The organism is Halomonas sp. A11-A (genome assembly GCF_003182195.1).
Taxonomy (GTDB): Bacteria; Pseudomonadota; Gammaproteobacteria; order Pseudomonadales; family Halomonadaceae; genus Halomonas; species Halomonas alkalicola.
Window position 1 is genome coordinate 139,628 of the sequence record NZ_QGTM01000006.1, and the last position, 17,147, is coordinate 156,774.

17 protein-coding genes are annotated in these 17,147 nt (G+C 61.4%); 12 read left to right on the forward strand and 5 right to left on the reverse strand.

Features of this window, described 5'->3' with window-relative positions:
* Nucleotides 1–115 precede the first annotated feature (115 nt).
* Nucleotides 116–802: a hypothetical protein gene (locus tag DER72_RS06955; RefSeq protein WP_110069279.1), complete on the forward strand. Its 687-nt coding sequence runs from the start codon at nt 116–118 to the stop codon at nt 800–802.
* Complete coding sequence (locus tag DER72_RS16140; protein WP_181395616.1) at nt 795–1,349, forward strand: hypothetical protein; 555 nt, start codon at nt 795–797, stop codon at nt 1,347–1,349. Before DER72_RS06955 ends, DER72_RS16140 begins: the two co-directional genes overlap by 8 nt.
* Nucleotides 1,350–1,373: 24 nt before the next feature.
* On the opposite strand, the gene DER72_RS06965 is transcribed toward DER72_RS16140, so the two are convergent.
* Entirely contained in the window at nt 1,374–1,676 is a 303-nt protein-coding gene (locus DER72_RS06965) for a nucleotidyltransferase domain-containing protein (protein WP_110069280.1), read from the reverse strand.
* Nucleotides 1,677–1,922: 246 nt separating this feature from the next.
* On the opposite strand from DER72_RS06965, the gene DER72_RS06970 reads away from it, so the two are divergent.
* Together DER72_RS06970 and DER72_RS06975 are read left to right on the forward strand one after the other, a co-directional pair.
* On the forward strand, nt 1,923–3,761 hold the full coding sequence (locus DER72_RS06970) for a methyl-accepting chemotaxis protein (protein ID WP_110069281.1): 1,839 nt from the start codon (nt 1,923–1,925) through the stop codon (nt 3,759–3,761).
* 168 nt (nt 3,762–3,929) lie between these two features.
* Nucleotides 3,930–5,504, forward strand: a complete 1,575-nt coding sequence (locus DER72_RS06975; protein WP_110069282.1) for an ATP-binding protein — start codon at nt 3,930–3,932, stop codon at nt 5,502–5,504.
* Between the two features lie 113 nt (nt 5,505–5,617).
* Here DER72_RS06975 and DER72_RS06980 read toward each other — a convergent pair whose 3' ends face one another.
* Nucleotides 5,618–5,932 (reverse strand): hypothetical protein, encoded by a 315-nt coding sequence (locus tag DER72_RS06980; protein WP_110069283.1) that lies wholly within the window; start codon nt 5,930–5,932, stop codon nt 5,618–5,620.
* A gap of 260 nt (nt 5,933–6,192) precedes the next feature.
* Between DER72_RS06980 and DER72_RS06985 the strand changes: the two genes are divergently transcribed.
* From DER72_RS06985 to fliD (DER72_RS06995), 3 genes are all read left to right on the forward strand, one after another.
* Nucleotides 6,193–7,509: a Fic family protein gene (locus DER72_RS06985; RefSeq protein ID WP_181395617.1), complete on the forward strand. Its 1,317-nt coding sequence runs from the start codon at nt 6,193–6,195 to the stop codon at nt 7,507–7,509.
* A gap of 67 nt (nt 7,510–7,576) precedes the next feature.
* Entirely contained in the window at nt 7,577–8,980 is a 1,404-nt protein-coding gene (gene fliD, locus DER72_RS06990) for a flagellar filament capping protein FliD (protein ID WP_110069285.1), read from the forward strand.
* 100 nt (nt 8,981–9,080) lie between these two features.
* Nucleotides 9,081–10,484: a flagellar filament capping protein FliD gene (gene fliD, locus DER72_RS06995; protein ID WP_110069286.1), complete on the forward strand. Its 1,404-nt coding sequence runs from the start codon at nt 9,081–9,083 to the stop codon at nt 10,482–10,484.
* Between the two features lie 61 nt (nt 10,485–10,545).
* On the opposite strand, the gene DER72_RS07000 is transcribed toward fliD (DER72_RS06995), so the two are convergent.
* Together DER72_RS07000 and DER72_RS07005 are read right to left on the reverse strand one after the other, a co-directional pair.
* Nucleotides 10,546–11,844: a type II toxin-antitoxin system HipA family toxin gene (locus tag DER72_RS07000; protein WP_110069287.1), complete on the reverse strand. Its 1,299-nt coding sequence runs from the start codon at nt 11,842–11,844 to the stop codon at nt 10,546–10,548.
* Entirely contained in the window at nt 11,837–12,115 is a 279-nt protein-coding gene (locus DER72_RS07005) for a helix-turn-helix transcriptional regulator (RefSeq protein ID WP_110069288.1), read from the reverse strand. The genes DER72_RS07000 and DER72_RS07005 overlap by 8 nt, the downstream gene beginning before the upstream one ends.
* Nucleotides 12,116–12,547: 432 nt before the next feature.
* On the opposite strand from DER72_RS07005, the gene DER72_RS07010 reads away from it, so the two are divergent.
* Complete coding sequence (locus DER72_RS07010) at nt 12,548–13,765, forward strand: FliC/FljB family flagellin (RefSeq protein WP_110069289.1); 1,218 nt, start codon at nt 12,548–12,550, stop codon at nt 13,763–13,765.
* A 99-nt stretch (nt 13,766–13,864) separates the two neighbouring features.
* Nucleotides 13,865–14,521 (forward strand): hypothetical protein, encoded by a 657-nt coding sequence (locus tag DER72_RS16010; RefSeq protein WP_146209039.1) that lies wholly within the window; start codon nt 13,865–13,867, stop codon nt 14,519–14,521.
* Between the two features lie 140 nt (nt 14,522–14,661).
* Here the strand turns inward: DER72_RS16010 and DER72_RS16655 are convergent, their stop codons facing one another.
* The gene (locus DER72_RS16655; protein ID WP_110069290.1) at nt 14,662–14,886 is read right to left on the reverse strand and encodes an integrase core domain-containing protein; all 225 of its coding nucleotides are present in this window, start codon (nt 14,884–14,886) and stop codon (nt 14,662–14,664) included.
* 129 nt (nt 14,887–15,015) lie between these two features.
* On the opposite strand from DER72_RS16655, the gene DER72_RS16145 reads away from it, so the two are divergent.
* The 3 genes from DER72_RS16145 (at nt 15,016) to DER72_RS16015 (ending at nt 17,035) form a co-directional block, all read left to right on the forward strand.
* Nucleotides 15,016–15,174 carry a hypothetical protein gene (locus DER72_RS16145; RefSeq protein ID WP_181395618.1) on the forward strand — a complete coding sequence of 53 codons (159 nt, stop codon included), beginning with the start codon at nt 15,016–15,018 and terminating at the stop codon, nt 15,172–15,174.
* Nucleotides 15,175–15,532: 358 nt separating this feature from the next.
* Nucleotides 15,533–16,498: an HNH endonuclease gene (locus tag DER72_RS07020; RefSeq protein WP_181395619.1), complete on the forward strand. Its 966-nt coding sequence runs from the start codon at nt 15,533–15,535 to the stop codon at nt 16,496–16,498.
* Between the two features lie 87 nt (nt 16,499–16,585).
* Nucleotides 16,586–17,035: a hypothetical protein gene (locus DER72_RS16015; RefSeq protein ID WP_146209040.1), complete on the forward strand. Its 450-nt coding sequence runs from the start codon at nt 16,586–16,588 to the stop codon at nt 17,033–17,035.
* The last annotated feature ends 112 nt before the right edge of the window (nt 17,036–17,147 follow it).

The window sequence follows — 17,147 nt, forward strand, 5'->3', positions numbered from 1 at the left end:
GGGCAGCGGAGGCTGAGCCTTAAGCTGCTAGAGACGTTGCCGATATGACACTAATCGGTGGTGTTGCCACCTCGTCCTGCCGTTAAAGGCGATGGCCAAACAGTAAGGAAATTGCATGAGCAAATATCACGCCAGTCGCGCCATTCTGGTGCTGGAGTCGCCTTGGGAGCTGGATGACAAGGATGCCAATCGCAGCAGCGTAATCCCCTTCATCGAGGGCGTTGCGAAGCTCACCGGTGACACCGAGGTGCACTACGCTAACTTCTACGACGAGCGCAGCTTTCAAATTGCCCTTGACTGCCTCTGCAAGGGCGAGCTGGAAAGCCGGATTGTCTATATTGCAGCCCATGGCCACCAGAAGCGCGTGGCAGGTGTGGACATCCTCAAGCTGCTCAGTCGTGTGGCGGACAAGTCCCGGCGCTACCATATCGATGGCGTGCTGCTGGGCAGCTGCTTTGTCGGTGAGCACACCACCACTATGGAAGTGTGCCTGGAGGAGTCGCGGCTGCGCTGGTGCATTGGCTACTCTGCGGCGACCTACTGGCTGGATGCTTCCCTGATCGACTGCGCGATTCTCGCCGCCATGTCGCGGCTGGAGCACGATGACTTCCTCGAACGCGACGTTCCCATTGAAACCCTGGCCGAGGCGCTGCAGCTTTTCGACCCGCAGGCGCTTATCGGTGAAGATTATGGCGGCGCCGCGGTGGCGCTTAAGGATGCCATGAGCTTCGTTCTTCAGCTCAGGGGAAGAGGGCAGCGGGCGCGTAATGTCACGGGGCAGGTGTGGGAGGCGCGTGGGTAAGGTGCTACAGCTCGATATTGCGCTCGAGAGGCTCAAGGCGCACTGCTATGCCGCCGCAGAGGCGAGGCGCCGCGACTGCATGTTCGAGATGGTGGGCCCCGGTGAGAGCCGCGACGACCTCGACGCCATCGGCCAGGAAGCCCGGTGCCTGCTCGCTGAGTCCGGCGCCTCCGATGCCATGGGGGTGGCCGCCGAGGCGCTGCTGCTGATGGAGGAGGTGGAGCGCCTGCCGCCCGAGGCGCTGGAGGCGGCGCTGGGGACCGAGGTGGCCGGCTGGGTAGCCGCTGCCCAGCTGCCAGAAGAGCACGACCCGTTCACTTGGATGCAGGATGATGAGGCGCTGCCTTGCCTCGCTCAGATGCCGGCCGGTGCCCATACCCTGCGCGCCGCGCTGCTGCTTGCCCAGTGGCGGCGACTGCCGGACTCGCCCCATCACGCCGAAGTGTGGTGGCGAGAGGCCGAGCATCTGAGCGGCGCCGATCCGGCGCTTCTGGCGCATCTGCGCAGCGGGCTGCTGGAAACCCTGGGAGTTTCGAGGGATGCGTAAATCTGCGGTTTGCGAAGTACCTTTTTAAAGTGGTATTCCGCTTTCCCGCGCTACCCGGTGGATCGGCAGCTGGCAGCCCCCGGGCCGCTTGATCACCAGGTCGATCTTCTGGTCGCCCAGGCGCTGATGCAGTTCCACCAGCGCATCAAGTTTGGCCTCGACAATCTCGTCGGCGCTCTGAAGCGGTGTCTCCACCATCAAATCGATATCGCCGCCCCGAGCGTTGTCGTCGGCCCGCGAGCCAAACAGCCATACAGCGGCACTTTCACCGAAGTGGCGCTTCAGTACGTCAACGATGATGTGGTGCTCCTGCTCGCTGATCCGCATTCGTCTTGCCTCCCAAGATGCATGGCAAGTCTAGCACAGGCCCCAGTGCCTCCACCCGCCGGCCGGGCGGCGCGACCCTGTAGGCTTGTAGGCAGAGGCGCAACAAACTGCGCGAGACGGCTGCACTGGTGGGGTAGGGCAGCTAAAAAGCCCCTCAAGTCTTCCTTCCAGTGGACGATATCTCTCCAGCAGCCCCCGGCGTGGCACCCGCGCCTGGGGCTTACCTCCTTATCCGAGAGAGCGACAATGCCCACTTCCCTGCGACACCGCTTGCTGATCGCCACCCTGGTGGTGGTGGTCTTGGCGCTGGCGATCAATACCGCCGCCAGCTACTTCACCGTCAAGTCTCACAACGACGACCAGGTGGCCAGCAACCTGGCGGCCGTGGCCCAGGGCAACGGCCAGGCCATCGCCGAATGGGTCCAGTCTCGCGCCGCGACGCTCGAGGCCCTGCCCGACACGGCTCTTGAGTCCGACCCCCTGCCGGCGCTGCAGCTGCTACAACGGGCCGGCGACTTCCAGGCCACCTATCTGGCCGACCCGCAGAGCGGCGAGACCCACTTCCACGACGGCTGGCAGCCTCCCGCCGACTTCGACCCCCGCCAGCGCCCCTGGTACCGGCAGGCGGTGGAGGCCGGAGCGGCCATCGTCACCGCCCCCTATGTGGACGCCGTGACCGGCGGGCTGGTCGTTACCATGGCCGTCCCCTTGCTGAGCGATGGTCGCCTGCAGGCCGTGGCCGGCGGCGATGTCGGCATCGACAGCGTGGTCGAGATTGTGCGCGGTATCGCGCCCACGCCCAACAGCCTGGCCTTCCTGGTGGCCGCCGACGGCACGCTTGTGGCCCATCCCGACCCCGACCTCAGCCTTGAGCCGGTCAGCCGGCTCAACGAAGCCCTGAGCGGCGAGACCCTGGCGGCCCTTGGTGCCGCAAGCGACCCTCTGATGGTGAATCTGGCCGGCCGCGAGCGACGCCTGCTGAGCCAGCCCATTGCCGGCACCGACTGGCAGCTGGTGGTCGCTCTGGATGGCCACGACGCCACCGCCGGCCTGCGCGGCGTGCTGGCGTCGTCGCTGACCACCCTGCTGCTGGTGGCGCTGGCCACCGCCGTGCTGCTCGGTGCCCTGCTCAGGGTGATCTTCCGCCGATTGCTGGGCGTTCGTGATGCCATGGCGGAGATCGCCAGCGGCGAGGCCGACCTGACCCAGCGCCTGCCCGCGCAGGGGCGCGACGAGGTGGCCCAGATCGCCGGTGCCTTCAACCAGTTCGTGGAGCGCATGCAGGCGGTGATGCTGACCATTCGTGACGCCAGCCAGGAGGTAAGGGTGGCCGCGGGGGAGATCACCACCGGCGGCCAGGACCTCTCACGGCGCACCGAGAGCGCCGCCTCCAGCCTGCAGCAATCCTCCGCGTCCATCGAGGAGATCACCAGCACCGTGGCCCAGACCGCCGACGCCGCCCGGGAGGCGAGCCGGCTCTCCCAGGCGGCGGCCGAACAGGCCAGCCAGGGCGGCGAGGTGGTCAGCCAGGTGGTGGCCACCATGGACGAGATCAGCGCCTCCTCGGCGCGCATTGGCGAGATCGTCAAGCTGATGGATGACCTCGCCTTCCAGACTAACCTGCTGGCGCTCAACGCCTCGGTGGAGGCGGCCCGGGCCGGTGAACAGGGTCGCGGCTTCGCGGTAGTCGCCGGCGAGGTGCGCAAGCTCGCCACCCGCTCCGCCGACGCCTCCCGGGAGATCCGCGGCCTGATCGAGGCCTCTGGCGCCCGGGTCGCCGACGGCACCGCCCTGGTGAATCGGGCCGGCGCGAGCATGGGCGAGCTGGTCGAGAGCGTGCAGCGCGTGGCCAGCGTGCTGGGCGAGATCAACGTGGCCGTGGGCGAGCAGCGCGACGGCATCGGCCAGGTCAACGTCGCCGTGGCCGAGCTCGACCGCGCCACCCAGCAGAACGCCGCCCTGGTGGAAGAGTCCACCACCGCCGCCGAGCACCTCAAGGAACAGGCCGACCGCCTAGCCGAGACGGTGGGCGGCTTCAGGCTGGGAGGCCAGGTGGCCGCACCACCGCAGGCGCCACGTGACTAACTGCTACCCTAGAGCAGCGCCGATGGCCGCTAGCTGGCCGGCAGGGGGCCAACAAGAGCGCCTCCTGGGCTATGATGGCCGGCAAAGGCTGGCAGCGACGCCGTTTTCCGTTGGGGGATGGGCGAAGAATCGTTTCTGCCGGCGTCCTATCCAGGCACGGGAGGGGATATGTCGCAAGTCACCCGCCAGAAACTGCCCATCGGTATTCAAGCCTTCGACAAGCTGCGCGAGGGTGGCTACTACTACGTCGACAAGACGCCAATGCTCCATCGGCTGGTGGAAGAGGGCGGCTACTACTTCCTCTCCCGGCCGCGGCGCTTCGGCAAGAGCCTGCTGCTCGACACCCTGCGCTGCCTGTTCGAAGGGCGCGAGGCCTTGTTTCAGGGGCTCGATATCCACGACAAGTGGGACTGGCAGGTGCAGCATCCGGTGATTCGCATCAGCTTTGCGGATGGCGTGATGCGTCGCCGCGACGAGCTGGACGCCCACATTCGTTATCAGCTGCTGCAGCACCGCGAGCGGCTGGGCATCGAAACGGCGCCGCCTGAGCTGATCGCCAACGATTTCTCCCAGCTGATCCGGCTGGCCCACGAGCGTCACGGTCAGCGGGTGGTGGTGCTGATCGATGAGTACGACAAGCCGATCCTCGACAACCTTCTCGAACCTGAAGCCGCCCGGGAGCTGCGTGACGGGCTCAAGAACCTCTACAGCGTGCTCAAGGATGCCGACCTGCACCTGGCCTTCGTGCTGCTCACCGGGGTCTCCAAGTTCAGCAAGGTGAGCCTCTTCTCCGGGCTCAACAACCTCAACGACATCACCCTCGATGCCCCCTTTGCCACGATCTGCGGCTACACCGACGAGGATATCGACACGGTATTCGCCCCGGAGCTCCCGGGGCTGGAGCGTGAGGCGATCCGCCACTGGTACAACGGCTACCGCTGGGGCGGGGAGGAGGTGACATCGGTCTACAACCCCTTCGACGTGCTGCTGCTGTTCCAGAAGCGCCAGTTCGGCGCCTACTGGTTCGAGAGCGCCACGCCGACCTTTCTGGTCGAGCTGCTCAAGGCCCGCGGCGTGTTTACCCCGGCGCTCACGGCCTGGCACAGCCGGCCCGCGCTGCTGGGCCGCTTCGATGTCGACGATATTGCCACCGAGGCGCTGCTCTTCCAGACCGGCTATCTGACGCTGCACGGCGTGCGCGAAGACATTCCCCACCGCCCCATTTACCGCCTGGGCTTTCCCAACCAGGAGGTGGAAAGCAGCCTCAACGAGGCGCTGCTGCCTGTGCTGGGTCTGGGCAACGATGCCCTGGACGAGCTGATGTTACGGCTGCCGGCCCTGCTCAAGGCCGCCGACATGCCGGGCCTGGAGACCTATTTCAAGGCCCTCTACGCCGGCCTGCCCCATGACTGGTACCGCAACAACCCTATCGCGAAATACGAAGGGCACTACGCCAGCGTCTTCTACAGCCACTTTGCCGCCCTGGGCGTGAGCGTTACCGTGGAAGACGCCAGCCACCATGGCCGGGTAGATATGACCGTGGATGCCTTCGGCCGCCTCTACCTGTTCGAGTTCAAGGTGGTGGAGCAGCTGCCCGACGGCAGCGCCCTCGCGCAGCTAAAGGCAAAAGGCTACGCCGACAAGTACCGCGGCCAGGGCAAGCCGATCCATATGATCGGCGTGGAGTTCTCCCGCGAGCGGCGGCAGATCGTCGCCTTCGAGGTGGAGACGCTGCCTGCCTAACGTTGGGTTCTTCGTAGGCTGGTGTGAATCGGCTCGGGCGGGGAGGTAAGCGGGCAGTGCGCTCGCCCGTGGCGCGTCAGCGGTTAGAGCGGGGAGCAGTCACAGGAGGGGACTCACCGCGTCCGGAGCGGCAGGTCGCAGCGCAGTGTCCCGCGCACGAAGCGTTCGGTCTCCACGCGGCCGGCAAGGCCTCGAGCGAAGTCCCGCTGGGTGCCGACCAGCCGGGCGCAGTCGGCCCCCGAGCGATCGAGCTCGTGCTCGCTACGACAGAGCGAGAGCGTCTGGCCATCGAAGGTGGCGTGGGCCGTCTGGCGGTAGCGGCCGTCGCGGGTGGTGAGCGGCGCCGGGGCCGTGATGCCGGTGACCACATTGATGCCTGCCGGAGCCAGAGGGCGCCAGTTGCCGCCGGCACGCAGTTCCCCTCCCAAAGGTGGAAGTGGCTCCCGAACGGAGGTTACGAGCTCGGTCGTCGAAACGTGGCTGATAAGTGGCCGGCAACTGAGAATTTGCCCGATAAATGGCCGGCAAGTGGCCAATAAAGGCCTCAAAGCGCTATGCTGGCCGATAAGTGGCCGATAAGTGGCCGATAAGAACACCGATCCGCCCCTGGAGCTGTTGTATGACAGAGCATGAATCCATCCGCCGGGCTGTTCTCGACTACCTCTCGGCACGAGGTGAGTGGCTTTCCTTGAGTGAGATTCTCGTTGCCCAGGGGAGCGACCTTGCGCCTCGTACCCTACGGCGCTGGCTCAAGGCGTGGGTCGAGCAGGGGGTGTTGGTGAGCCGTGGAGGCCAGCGTAACCGCCAGTACCGAGTGATATCCGACGGGGCCAGGGAGGTGGGGGGCAGTAGTAGCGCTGTGGCGCTCCCGGTGCCAGCCGAGCCCTTGAGCGAACGGGCGCGGGCCGCGCTGCGGCGCCTCGATGTGCCGATTTTCCAGCGCCCGGCCAGCACCTATCGGGATGAGTGGGTCGAGGCCTACGTTCCCAACCAGAGTTTCTATCTGAGCGAATCGCAGCGCGAAACGCTCTCTTCCAGCGGTAGCCGTTTTGCAGGTGTCATGCCAGCCGGTACCTTCGCCAGGCGCATTTACAATCGACTGCTGGTAGACCTCTCCTACAACTCCTCAAGGTTGGAGGGTAATACCTACTCCCTGGCGGAAACCGAGCGGCTGTTGCTGGAGGGCGTTGCCGCCGATGACAAGCTCGATGCCGAGCAGGCGATGATTCTCAATCACCGCGATGCGATCCAGTTCCTCGTCGAAGGGATCAACCGACTGGAGATTTCTGTCAGCAACATCCAGTCGCTTCACTACCTGCTGGCTGATGGTCTGGTCGCGCCGGGCATGGCCGGCGAGCTGCGTGATGAAGGGGTGAGAATCGGTGGGTCGCGCTACCTGCCTCTGGAGCGCCGCCATCAACTGCTGCCGCGCCTGGAGCGGCTGGTCGAGAAAGCACGAGCCATTCGTGACCCCTATGAGCAGAGCTTTTTCCTGCTGGTGCACTTGGCCTACCTTCAGCCCTTCGTGGACGTGAACAAGCGCACGGCGCGCCTGGCCGCCAACCTGCCACTGGTGCGCCACAATCTAGTGCCGCTCTCCTTTCACGATGTCGAGCCCGGCGACTACCACGCGGCCATTCTGGTGGCCTACGAGTTCAACGACGTCTCGCCTCTGGCAGAGCTCTATGTCTGGACCTACCTGTGCTCCTGCCGCGACTATGACGTAGCGGCCGAAGCCGTCGGCTTCGATCCGCTGCGGGTGAAATACCGCAAGCTCCGCCGCCAGATCATCGCCGAGATCGTGGCCGAACTGCTCACGGGGCCAGACATGGAGGCACGGATTCAGGCGCGCTGTCTCACCGTTCCCGAGCAGGATCGTGAACACTTCCTGCGCCACCTTCACGAGGATCTGCGCGTCCTGGCGCCCCATCGCATTGCCGGCATGGGCCTCTCCCAGCGGCAGCTTGACGCCTGGCTCGCCAGGTCGCGAGACCACCAACCCTAAAGTTCTCGCTTCCCCCGCCGATCCCCTTCCCCAGGAGGCAAATTCACCGGCAATAAGGCAGTGTGTTATGGCGAGTATTTCAGCCCTCGGCATCGGTTCCGGGCTCGACCTCAACGGGCTCCTGGATCAGCTCAACGAGGCGGAGCGCGGCAAGCTCGAGCCCGTGGAGCGCCAGATCGAATCCCAGCAGGTGAGGATCTCCGCCTACGGCGAGCTGCAGGGGGCGCTGGCCGCCTTCGAGGGCGCGGTGGGGCGGCTGGCAAGCTCCGAGCTCTTCCAGAGCCTCTCCGCCAATGTGAATGGCGACGCCCTGCAGGCCGCCGCCGACGCCGATGCCGCCCCTGGCCAGTACCAGCTGGAGGTGGAACAGCTCGCCAGCGCCGGCAGCCTGGCCAGCCAGCGGATCGACGTTGAGCTCGACGAGGCCCTGACCGATAGCGACTCGACTCTGACCCTGGCGTTTGGCAATGCCCCGGACGGAAAGCCCGATGCCATCCACATCAGCGTGGCGGCCGGCAGCACCCTCGAGGAGGTGCGCGACGCCATCAACGCCCATGAGAGTGCCAACGTCTCGGCCAGCCTGGTCAACGACGGCGAGGGCTACCGCCTGGCGCTGATGTCCAACGAGACCGGCGAGGCGGCCTCCGTCACCGGCATGACCTTCGAAGATGGCTTCTTTGCCGATGGCGTGATCGTCAGCGATGCCGAAGACCCCGACGAAGGCCTGGTGGTCCAGCCAGGCCGCGATGCCGCCTTCAGCGTCAACGGCATCGGCATCACAAGCCCCACCAACCAGGTGGAAGGTGCCATTCAGGGGGTCACCCTGGACCTGCAGCAGCCGGGCAGTGCCACCCTCGGCGTGGAGCAGGACACCCTGGCGGTGCGCGAAGCGGTGAGCGGTTTCGTGGAGGCCTACAACGCCCTCAAGGGCACCATCGGCGAGCTGACCGCCTTCGATGCCGACTCCGGCCGGGCCGGTGAGCTGCTGGGCGACAGCGCCGTGCGCACCATCGAATCGCGGCTGCGCAGCGATCTCAGCAGCATGGTGGGGGACCCCGCCCAGGGCGAGCTGGCCATGCTCAGCGAGCTTGGCATCTCGCTCTCCCTGGACGGCACCCTGAGCCTGGATAGCGCCGAGCTCGACATGGCCATCGCCAACGACATGGGTGCCGTGGAGCGTTTCTTCGCCGGCGGCGAGGATGCCCCGGGCATGGCCGGGCGCCTGGCGGAGACCAGCGGCCAACTGCTGGGCAGCAACGGCGCGCTCACCAACGCCATCGGCGGCGCCGAAAGCCGCGTCGAGAGCCTCAACCAGCGCTACGTGCGCATGGAGCAGGGCATTGCCCAGACCATCGAGCGCTACCGGGTGCAGTTCGGTCAGCTCGACGGCATGATCGCCCAGATGAACCAGACCAGCGATTACCTGACCCAGCAGTTCGCCGCCATGGATGCCCAGCTGGGCCGGGACTGATCCGTCACCTATGACATGCTAAAGTTCCTCGGGCGCCTGCCGATAACAGGCTAAAGCCCCTATGGGCACCCGCGCTCCGCGCGCCTACTGAGGAACTTCCATGTCAACCATCACGGCCCTTGGCGTTGGCTCTGGCCTGGACCTTTCCGGTCTTCTCGATCAGCTGCGCGATGCCGAGCGCGGCAAGCTGGAGCCCATCAAGCGCCAGCAGGAGCAGCAGCAGGCGAAGATCTCCGCCTACGGCCAGCTGCAGAGCTCGCTTTCCACCTTCCAGGACAGCGTCGCCAAGCTCAACGACGCCTCGCTCTACCAGAGCCTCTCGGCCAACGTGCGCGGCGACGCCTTCACCGCCACCACCAGCAAGGCGGCCCAGCCCGGTAGCTACAACGTAGAGGTGGCTCAGCTGGCCACCGCCGGCACCCTGGCCACCACGGCGGCCACCACGCGGGATGGCGAGCTGTTCACCGCGGCCGATACCCTGACGCTGAACTTCGGCGCCACCTTCGATGCCGACGGCGAGCTGGATGATTCCGCCGCGCCGCTGCGCAGCGTGGAGATCCAGATCGAGGCGGGCTGGTCTCTCGAGGACCTGCGGGACGCCATCAACGCCGACGAGAAGGCCGGTGTGTCAGCGTCGATCGTCAACGACGGCAATGGCTACCGCCTGGCGCTGGCGAGCAAGGAGACCGGCGCCGACGCCTCGCTGACTGGCCTCGCGTTCGGCAGTGCCACTCTTGAGGCGGATGCCGATACCCTGCGCGTAGGCCGCGACGCCAGCATCAACGTCAACGGCATCGACATCACCAGCGCCACCAATAAGGTGGAGGGCGCTATCCAGGGCGTGACCCTGAACCTGGAACAGACCACCGAGGCAGGGCAGCCCATCACCCTGCGGGTGGAGCAGGACACCCTCAAGGCCCGCGAGGCGGTGCAGGGCTTTGTAAAGGCGTTCAACGAGCTCAAGGGCACCATCGGCAAGCTCACCTCCTTCAATGCCGAGACCGGCCAGGCCGGCGAGCTCAACGGCGACAGCGCCGTGCGCACCATCGAGGCGCGCCTGCGCAGCGTGCTCTCCGGTGGAACAGGTGAAGGAGAGCTGCGCATGCTCAGCCAGGTGGGCATCAGCCTGCAGCGCGACGGCACCCTCAAGCTCGACGACGCCAAGCTCAACGAGCTCACCAGCGGCAACATGGCCGCCCTGGGCGAGTTCTTCGCCGGCGCCGACAGCAAGGGCGGCCTCGCCGGCAGCCTCAATAGCACCCTGGGCCAGCTGCTGGATGGCAACGGCATCGTCAAGCGCTCCATCAGCGGCGCGGAGAGTCGGGTCAAGAGCATCGGCGAGCGCTATACGCGCATGGAGGTCTCCATCGAGCGCACCATCGACCGCTACCGGGTGCAGTTCGGCCAGCTGGATTCGATGATCGCCCAGATGAACCAGACCAGCGCCTACCTCACCCAGCAGTTCGATATGCTGGCGGACCTGGGCAACCCCAGGAAGCGGTAGCGGCGCCGTGATCCAGGCACCCGCCTTGGCGCCGGTGGCCAGGGCGGGCGTGCTCCGCCCCTCAGCCGCGCCAGAGCGGGCGGTTCTCCTCGAGAGTGGCGTTCAGCCGCTGCTGTATTTCACGGCGCACCCCGGCGCTGACGCCAAGCGCCTTGGCGGTTGAGCTCCAGCCGCTGATCGCCGTCACGACCTCCTCGATCGTTTCTCTTGCCTCGCGCCAGCGCGCGAAACCGGCCTGATCGGCCAGCGCCTGAACGGCCTTGAGCGGCGGGGCCTTGCCATACCCCTTGAACGCCGTGGCGTGTTCACCATAGGGGCTCGGGCTGAAGGTCAGGTCGTAGCCGGGCGAGGGGCGCCATTGGCCTTCATCGTCCAGCAGGAACGCCCAGTTCTTGCTGTGATCGTCCTGGTTGCAGGCGAACAGGTTGAAGAGGGCGCGACGAAACAGCTGCCTGCCGACGGCAGGGCTGGCGCAGAGCACTTGGCCGGCCTTGATCAGATCCTCGTAATCCAGAGAGGGGAGGCGAAAATCGGCATCCAGCAGTGCGCAGGCGCTGCTCATGTGATACCGGCCCCGTTCGCTGGAGCTGGCGCTGCAGTCGAAGCGCCGCAGTGCCAGCCACCCAAGCGCCGGGGAACCTTCGGGCGGCGTGATCAGCTTCCAGCTCGGCGTTTCGATGCCGCTACGCTGGGCAAGAGTCAGATAGGCAGCCTCGCATAGCCCTTCTTCATGCCCCAGTGCCAGCGTGCCGGAGGTGAACTTGACCAGCCAGGGTTCCAGCCCTGTGCGGGGGTGGGTGCTGGCCCGGTCGGGAGTCTCCGGGGAGAGATACACCTGCACTTTGGGGCGCGCACCGCCCGAGCTGCCGGCCTGTGCCAGGGTGGCCAGTACGGTGTCGGTCTGGCCCTCGAAGAGCCGGCGGGCCTGTTCGCCCAGCTCGCCCAGGCTGCACTCGGGGGCGGCGTCGCTGTCGGCGCCAAGCGCCGATACCGGGTAGTAGCGCAAGGCCCCCATGCCGTGCTCGCCCACAAAGGCCAGCCGATCCATCGGCGTCACGTCATGGGGTGAAATGCCGTGCTGGCGAAACAGGCGGTCCATCAGCATCATGCCCCAGCCGTCCGGCAGCGAGTCGGCGAAGAGACCATGCAGCCCCCGGTGCGGGGAGCGAGGGGCGGCCTGCAGCCGGGTGTCGAAGGCCAGCTGAAACGGCGCGAGGTTGTGGAAGGCCTGGCAATAGGCGTCGTCATACTGGAAGAACACGCCCTGGCGATTCTGCGCCAGCCGGCCCACGAAAATCTGGCGGCCGTCGCCGAGGGTGCGCCACACCTCCAGCTGCCGCACGGGCGTGAACTCACTCATCGCGGAGCACCTCTTCGATGCTGCGTGGCGCCTCAGGCGTTGGCGCCGCCAGCGCCGCGATTCGCTCCAGTCGATCCACGCACTGCCACAGCAGCAGGAACTGGCGCAGGGAAATCTGCCCGGTGGTTTCAAACCGCTTGATCGTTGGGGCCGGTACCCCGCTGCGCTCTGCCAAGGCGCTACGCGAAAGCTTCAGCTCGCGTCGGCGGCGGCGCACGGCCTTGGCAAGATCGTGCTGGGTGTCGCTGGCGGTGAGGAGAGAGAGGCGCATCAATGAATCCATCGTGGGGCATCATGATGTCTATTTTAGCAGAAAATTGATTGCTTTAGACATCATGATATCCAGGTGGAATAGCCTTGCGCCTGGTTGGCCGGCAGCTGGCTGCCGGCAACTGAAGCGGGAACGGCCAGGGCGGCTCTTCGGCTTTCCAGCCCCTTCATCACCAGTCCCTCCTTCCCCGCAGCGCCCGGCTCCGCCGGGCGCTGGCCTTTCCGGGTTATCTACAGGCCAGATTTACCTTTTGTTACGCACTGTCAAGGCAAATGTCACAAATTATTTCGCCACGGGCCTAAAGGTTTCCCCGGGGCCGCCGTTATAGAGAGTAACGGCCACCGGCGCCGTTGTGGCAGGCCCGCTGGGCCTTGAAAGACCAATCGCAGCGGGCCCGCCAATGGAGCCCCCCACGTTAGGAAGGAACATCACATGTCCGTGATCAATACCAACATCACTTCCATGATTGGCCAGTCCAATCTGAACAAGTCCCAGAACGCCCTGCAGACCTCCATGGAGCGTCTCTCCTCCGGCCTGCGCATCAACAGCGCCAAGGATGATGCGGCCGGTCAGGCCATCGCCAACCGCATGACCGCTCAGATCACCGGTCTGGCACAAGCACAAAGGAACGCCAACGACGGTATCTCTGTTGCCCAGACTGCTGAAGGTGCGCTGAATCAGGTCAACGATAACCTGCAGCGTGTTCGCGAGCTGAGCGTTCAGGCTCAGAACGGCACCAACTCGGCCGATGACCTGCAGTCCATTCAGGACGAAATTACTCAGCGATTGAGTGAAATCGACCGTATCTCTGGCGAAACAAGCTTTAACGGCGTAAAGGTGCTGTCTTCTAACGAAGGCTTGCAAATCCAAGTGGGTGCGAACGACGGCGAGACAATCACTGTCAATCTTGAAAAAATCAACTCCACCTCGCTGGGTTTGACTAATTTCAGTGTTAACAAAGTAAACCTTAGTGATGAAATCACCCATAACACGGCAGATCCGTCAGTTGCAATAACGACTACCGGAGGTACGCTGCACGAAGTTCTTAATGATGACGGAACCGGGACAGGTGACTTCGTTATTAAAGACGCTGATGGCAACCTGTTCAAGGCAGCAGAGGCTAATACTGCTGGCAGTGCTGCAACAGCATTCAATCTGAGCACTAGTACTACTGCGGTGATTGCTACCGCCCCTGATGGTGCCACTCCTGCAAATGATCTTCAGATTCGCTATTCAAATGACGGTAATGAGGTTGTGCAGGTAACCAATAGCGATGGGGATGATATTTTCGTTTTGGCCTCTGCTATCGGTAGCGTCGATACTGGTGATGCAAAAGCGGTTGATGCACTCACAGAGTATACTGGCGAAATGACCAGCGGAACTCCTCTCGCTGATCTCGATGCTGCTCTGAACCAGATCGACAGCCTGCGCTCAGCTCTGGGTGCCGTGCAGAACCGCTTCGAAGACGCTATCACCAACCTGAACACCAACGAGACCAACCTCGCAGCCGCTCGTTCGCGCATCGAAGATGCCGACTACGCCTCTGAAGTGGCCAACATGACCCGCGCGCAGATTCTGCAGCAGGCCGGCACTTCCGTACTGGCACAGGCCAACCAGATCCCGCAGAACGTGCTGTCTCTGCTGGGTTAATCTGAGGCTTAGCCTCACGCTTGGCCGAAAGGCTGAAGTGGTAAGTAATGACGGGGGCCTAAGGGCCCCCGTTTTTATATATGCATGAGGTGCTTCCGTATGTCTCCTGAAAAAGAAAAAAGAATGTTAGAGCTCATGGAGCGATATAAAAATAACATGCGTGAAATAAAAGAGCGCATGAGCATTATTCAAGCCATGGAGGAATGTCATAGCAAACAAAAGCTTTTTACCGGACTGATAGAAATCGATATTGATTTACTTTACCTTCAGTTAAGGAAAATAAACGAAGTTATAATGTTTAGCTGTGTTATTGCTAGCGAAGCCGCAGAAAAACAACTGAATGCTGATTTGAGAAGAGGGTGGGAGCTAAATAAAATCAAGAGAAGTCTAGAAAGATTAAATCAAAACTACTTCCCCTACCCCGTTAAGGTAGTAAATACAGAAGACGGAGGGTGCAAGATTGAGAAATATGATAAAGATGACCGTGTTTATTTAACTGAAGATGAGCTTTTTGACATCTACAAAGATGCATCTAATTATGTTCATGCCAAGAGGAGTTATCAGTACGGGTCAAAAGAAGAGCGTTTTAGGATATTGCACAAAGGCTTTGAACATGCCTCTAAAATCACTCGGCTTCTTAGTCATCACTGGCTCCCAATCAATGATTCATTAGAGTATGCAGTGATAATGGAGTATGGTGACAAAAAAGATATTCAAGTAATATTGATGGAAAGAGAAGGTGAAAAAATAAAATAATAATTTTAAAAAAAGTGAGCTATAGACTTTCGGTAGTCACATTGCAATGCAGCCCGTGAGTGAAATTCCCCCTGCATAGCTGCAGGGGGTTACTTCAACCAGATGGAAATCTATGTAATGACCCAGCTAAACTTGCACACCTAGGCCGCTAATTGTTGATACACTGTGCTGGGTGCTTTCATCCCCAGCGCTTGATGAGGACGTTGCTCGTTGTAGTACGTGAACCACATCCTCAAGGTTTGCCTGACTTCATCCAGTGACTGGAAGTTATGAAGCCAGAGACACTGCTCTTTTACCGTTCGGATCAGACGCTCAACCATTCCGTTCTGCTGCGGGGTATGGGGGCGAATGAACTCCTGTTTCAGACCGTATTAGTACACCGTCCGAATGTAGTGTTGAAGCGCCCCCTCCATAGCTGCACAGGTTATAGTGCAGTAATCAGGAGGACGAGATGAGTAGCGACCCCAACGTCAAACGCTGGACTGCCAAGTGCTATGAATGAAGCCGAATACCAGCAGGTCGTCGCGGAGTTGCAAAGCGTTATTGATGAGGCCCAACACACCCTCGACCGCTTCGAGGCCACCGGCATGGATGATCGGATGCCGGAACGTTACGACAAGCTGCTGATAACTTTGGGTGATGCTGTGAAATAGCAGTGGGAGCATACGCTGGCGATGTTGGGTAAGCCATAGAGTATGTGCTGGGAAAATCAATAACAGGGCTCAAGATATCCAGCGCCTTGCCGATAGAGCCTATAGAGACGTGGCGGTTGCCATGCCGATATCAGTATCGAAGTTCTAAACACTGCTAGCCGTGTGTATACAGTGTTATTGGCTCCGGAAAAACGCGCAAGCGCGATTTACACAAGTAGCCAAGGCTTCCTTTGGGTGTCATGAATCAATGGGTTAACTGAGAATAGGTTGCGCTGATTGGATTGTGAGCACGCAGGCTCGTTCAAGTCAATAAACGAGCGTGCTGTCTAATACGCTGTTAGCTTGTCAGGAGAAACTTGTGAATTTGGACGAAAGATTGGACTACTTTGAGGAACACTACGACATTATCGCTGGCCATCACTTGGGCAGTGGTCCAAAAGTTTACGTAGGTTCGAGCCAGAAGGTGTGCAGGTTCTGCGGAAAAAGCGAGCCGGATGTTACATTTCGAACAGTTGCCCATGCAGTCCCCGAGTTTCTAGGTAATAAACAGTTGGTACTCAGAAATGAGTGCGATGTGTGCAATACATTTGTATCGAACAATCTGGAAAACCATCTTGACAAGTATACGAAGCCATTTCGGTTGGCTGCACAAATAAAAGGGAAAAAGAAGGTCCCGAATTACAGGACTAATGATAAACGTTCGCGGTTTGAGTTTGACGTCGCTGCGGGAGCAAAGGTTATTGATCCGGTTGATAGCGGCTTCTCGTTGCTAGACGTGGAAAGCAAAGAGCTTACCGCTAATTTTCATCTGGAGCCGTATATCCCAACCGCGGTATACAAGTGTTTGGTCAAAATTGCTCTTTCGGTCATAGAAGAAGAAGAACTAATTGCGTTCAAGAGCACTGTCGCATGGATCATGGACCCAAACCACTCCTTTGCGATTATTAACCCTCAGATTTTGCTTTCGGCCTTTGTTCCGGGGCCGCGGCCGAATAGATTAATGACAGTATTGGTTCTAAGAAGGAAGGCTGAATTGAATGTTGTGCCCTACTGCCTTTGTGTCGTCGCTTTTGGAAACCTCTCCTATCAAATAATCGTTCCGTCAGATATCGATATATCGGCAGGTAGCAGTACGGTTAAACTTATTCGGTTCCCAATACCGTTTGAGAGTGACTGGGAGTTTGGGTCGCCACGGTTTAGCCAAGCAGACCTCACGAGTAATGAGGTTGTAAAAGGCGCAATGCTTCCGATTACGTTCACCTTTGACGAGGCTCAAAAACTTGATCCAAGCACCGTTCATCTTGAGGCGTCAAAGCAAAGCTAACAACAGTGTGAACTCGGATGCCCGATTCCGCTGCGCTTCATCGGGCGCCGGTTACACTGGGCGTTAGGCGCCAAGTAAGGGGGTGGCATGGGGCTCTGCGTTGACTTTGATGAGAACGGTGAAGACTACTTGGTCGAAGGTCTTCAGTTGGCTCCTATTCCACAGAGGATTCCACTGAAACACCTTAAGCCGCTCGATGTGCTGGTTTGCTACACGGACGATGAGTACAAGCGGTTAACGATGAATAGGGTCATTCAAACGACAACGCGAGGCATTTATGGTCACGTTGCGATATGTCTTGGCGGGTCTTTTGCAATAGAAGCCAGGAAAGAGGGTGGCGTACAGAAATCCCAAGTTAAGGAGCTAGTGAAGCGTTATACGGTCGTTTCGGTCATGCGCTGGCCGCGCATGACTAACGCAAGTACTCGTCGTCATCAGGGGCGCACATTTCTTGCGAATCAAGTCGGAAAGAAGTATGGCCGACTTGGCGCAATGCTTATTGGCTCTTCGTCGTTGGGTGTGGAATTCGCCCCCTGAGCTGGGCCAGGATATGACCTCCACGACGACAGGAGGCATGGCATGGACGGCACCCAGATTCTGACCCTCGGCCTGGGCCTGGAAGCGCCCTGGATCCTCAAGGACCAGCACC

Excerpts from the sequence above, each read along its gene's own strand:
- DER72_RS06955 (WP_110069279.1), top strand. The coding sequence starts at position 116 with ATGAGCAAATATCACGCCAGTCGCGCCATTCTGGTGCTGGAGTCGCCT.
- DER72_RS06965 (WP_110069280.1), bottom strand. The coding sequence starts at position 1,676 with ATGCGGATCAGCGAGCAGGAGCACCACATCATCGTTGACGTACTGAAG.
- DER72_RS06970 (WP_110069281.1), top strand. The coding sequence starts at position 1,923 with ATGCCCACTTCCCTGCGACACCGCTTGCTGATCGCCACCCTGGTGGTG.
- DER72_RS06975 (WP_110069282.1), top strand. The coding sequence starts at position 3,930 with ATGTCGCAAGTCACCCGCCAGAAACTGCCCATCGGTATTCAAGCCTTC.
- fliD (WP_110069285.1), top strand. The coding sequence starts at position 7,577 with ATGGCGAGTATTTCAGCCCTCGGCATCGGTTCCGGGCTCGACCTCAAC.
- fliD (WP_110069286.1), top strand. The coding sequence starts at position 9,081 with ATGTCAACCATCACGGCCCTTGGCGTTGGCTCTGGCCTGGACCTTTCC.
- DER72_RS07000 (WP_110069287.1), bottom strand. The coding sequence starts at position 11,844 with ATGAGTGAGTTCACGCCCGTGCGGCAGCTGGAGGTGTGGCGCACCCTC.
- DER72_RS07005 (WP_110069288.1), bottom strand. The coding sequence starts at position 12,115 with ATGCGCCTCTCTCTCCTCACCGCCAGCGACACCCAGCACGATCTTGCC.
- DER72_RS07010 (WP_110069289.1), top strand. The coding sequence starts at position 12,548 with ATGTCCGTGATCAATACCAACATCACTTCCATGATTGGCCAGTCCAAT.
- DER72_RS16010 (WP_146209039.1), top strand. The coding sequence starts at position 13,865 with ATGTCTCCTGAAAAAGAAAAAAGAATGTTAGAGCTCATGGAGCGATAT.
- DER72_RS16145 (WP_181395618.1), top strand. The coding sequence starts at position 15,016 with ATGAATGAAGCCGAATACCAGCAGGTCGTCGCGGAGTTGCAAAGCGTT.
- DER72_RS16015 (WP_146209040.1), top strand. The coding sequence starts at position 16,586 with ATGGGGCTCTGCGTTGACTTTGATGAGAACGGTGAAGACTACTTGGTC.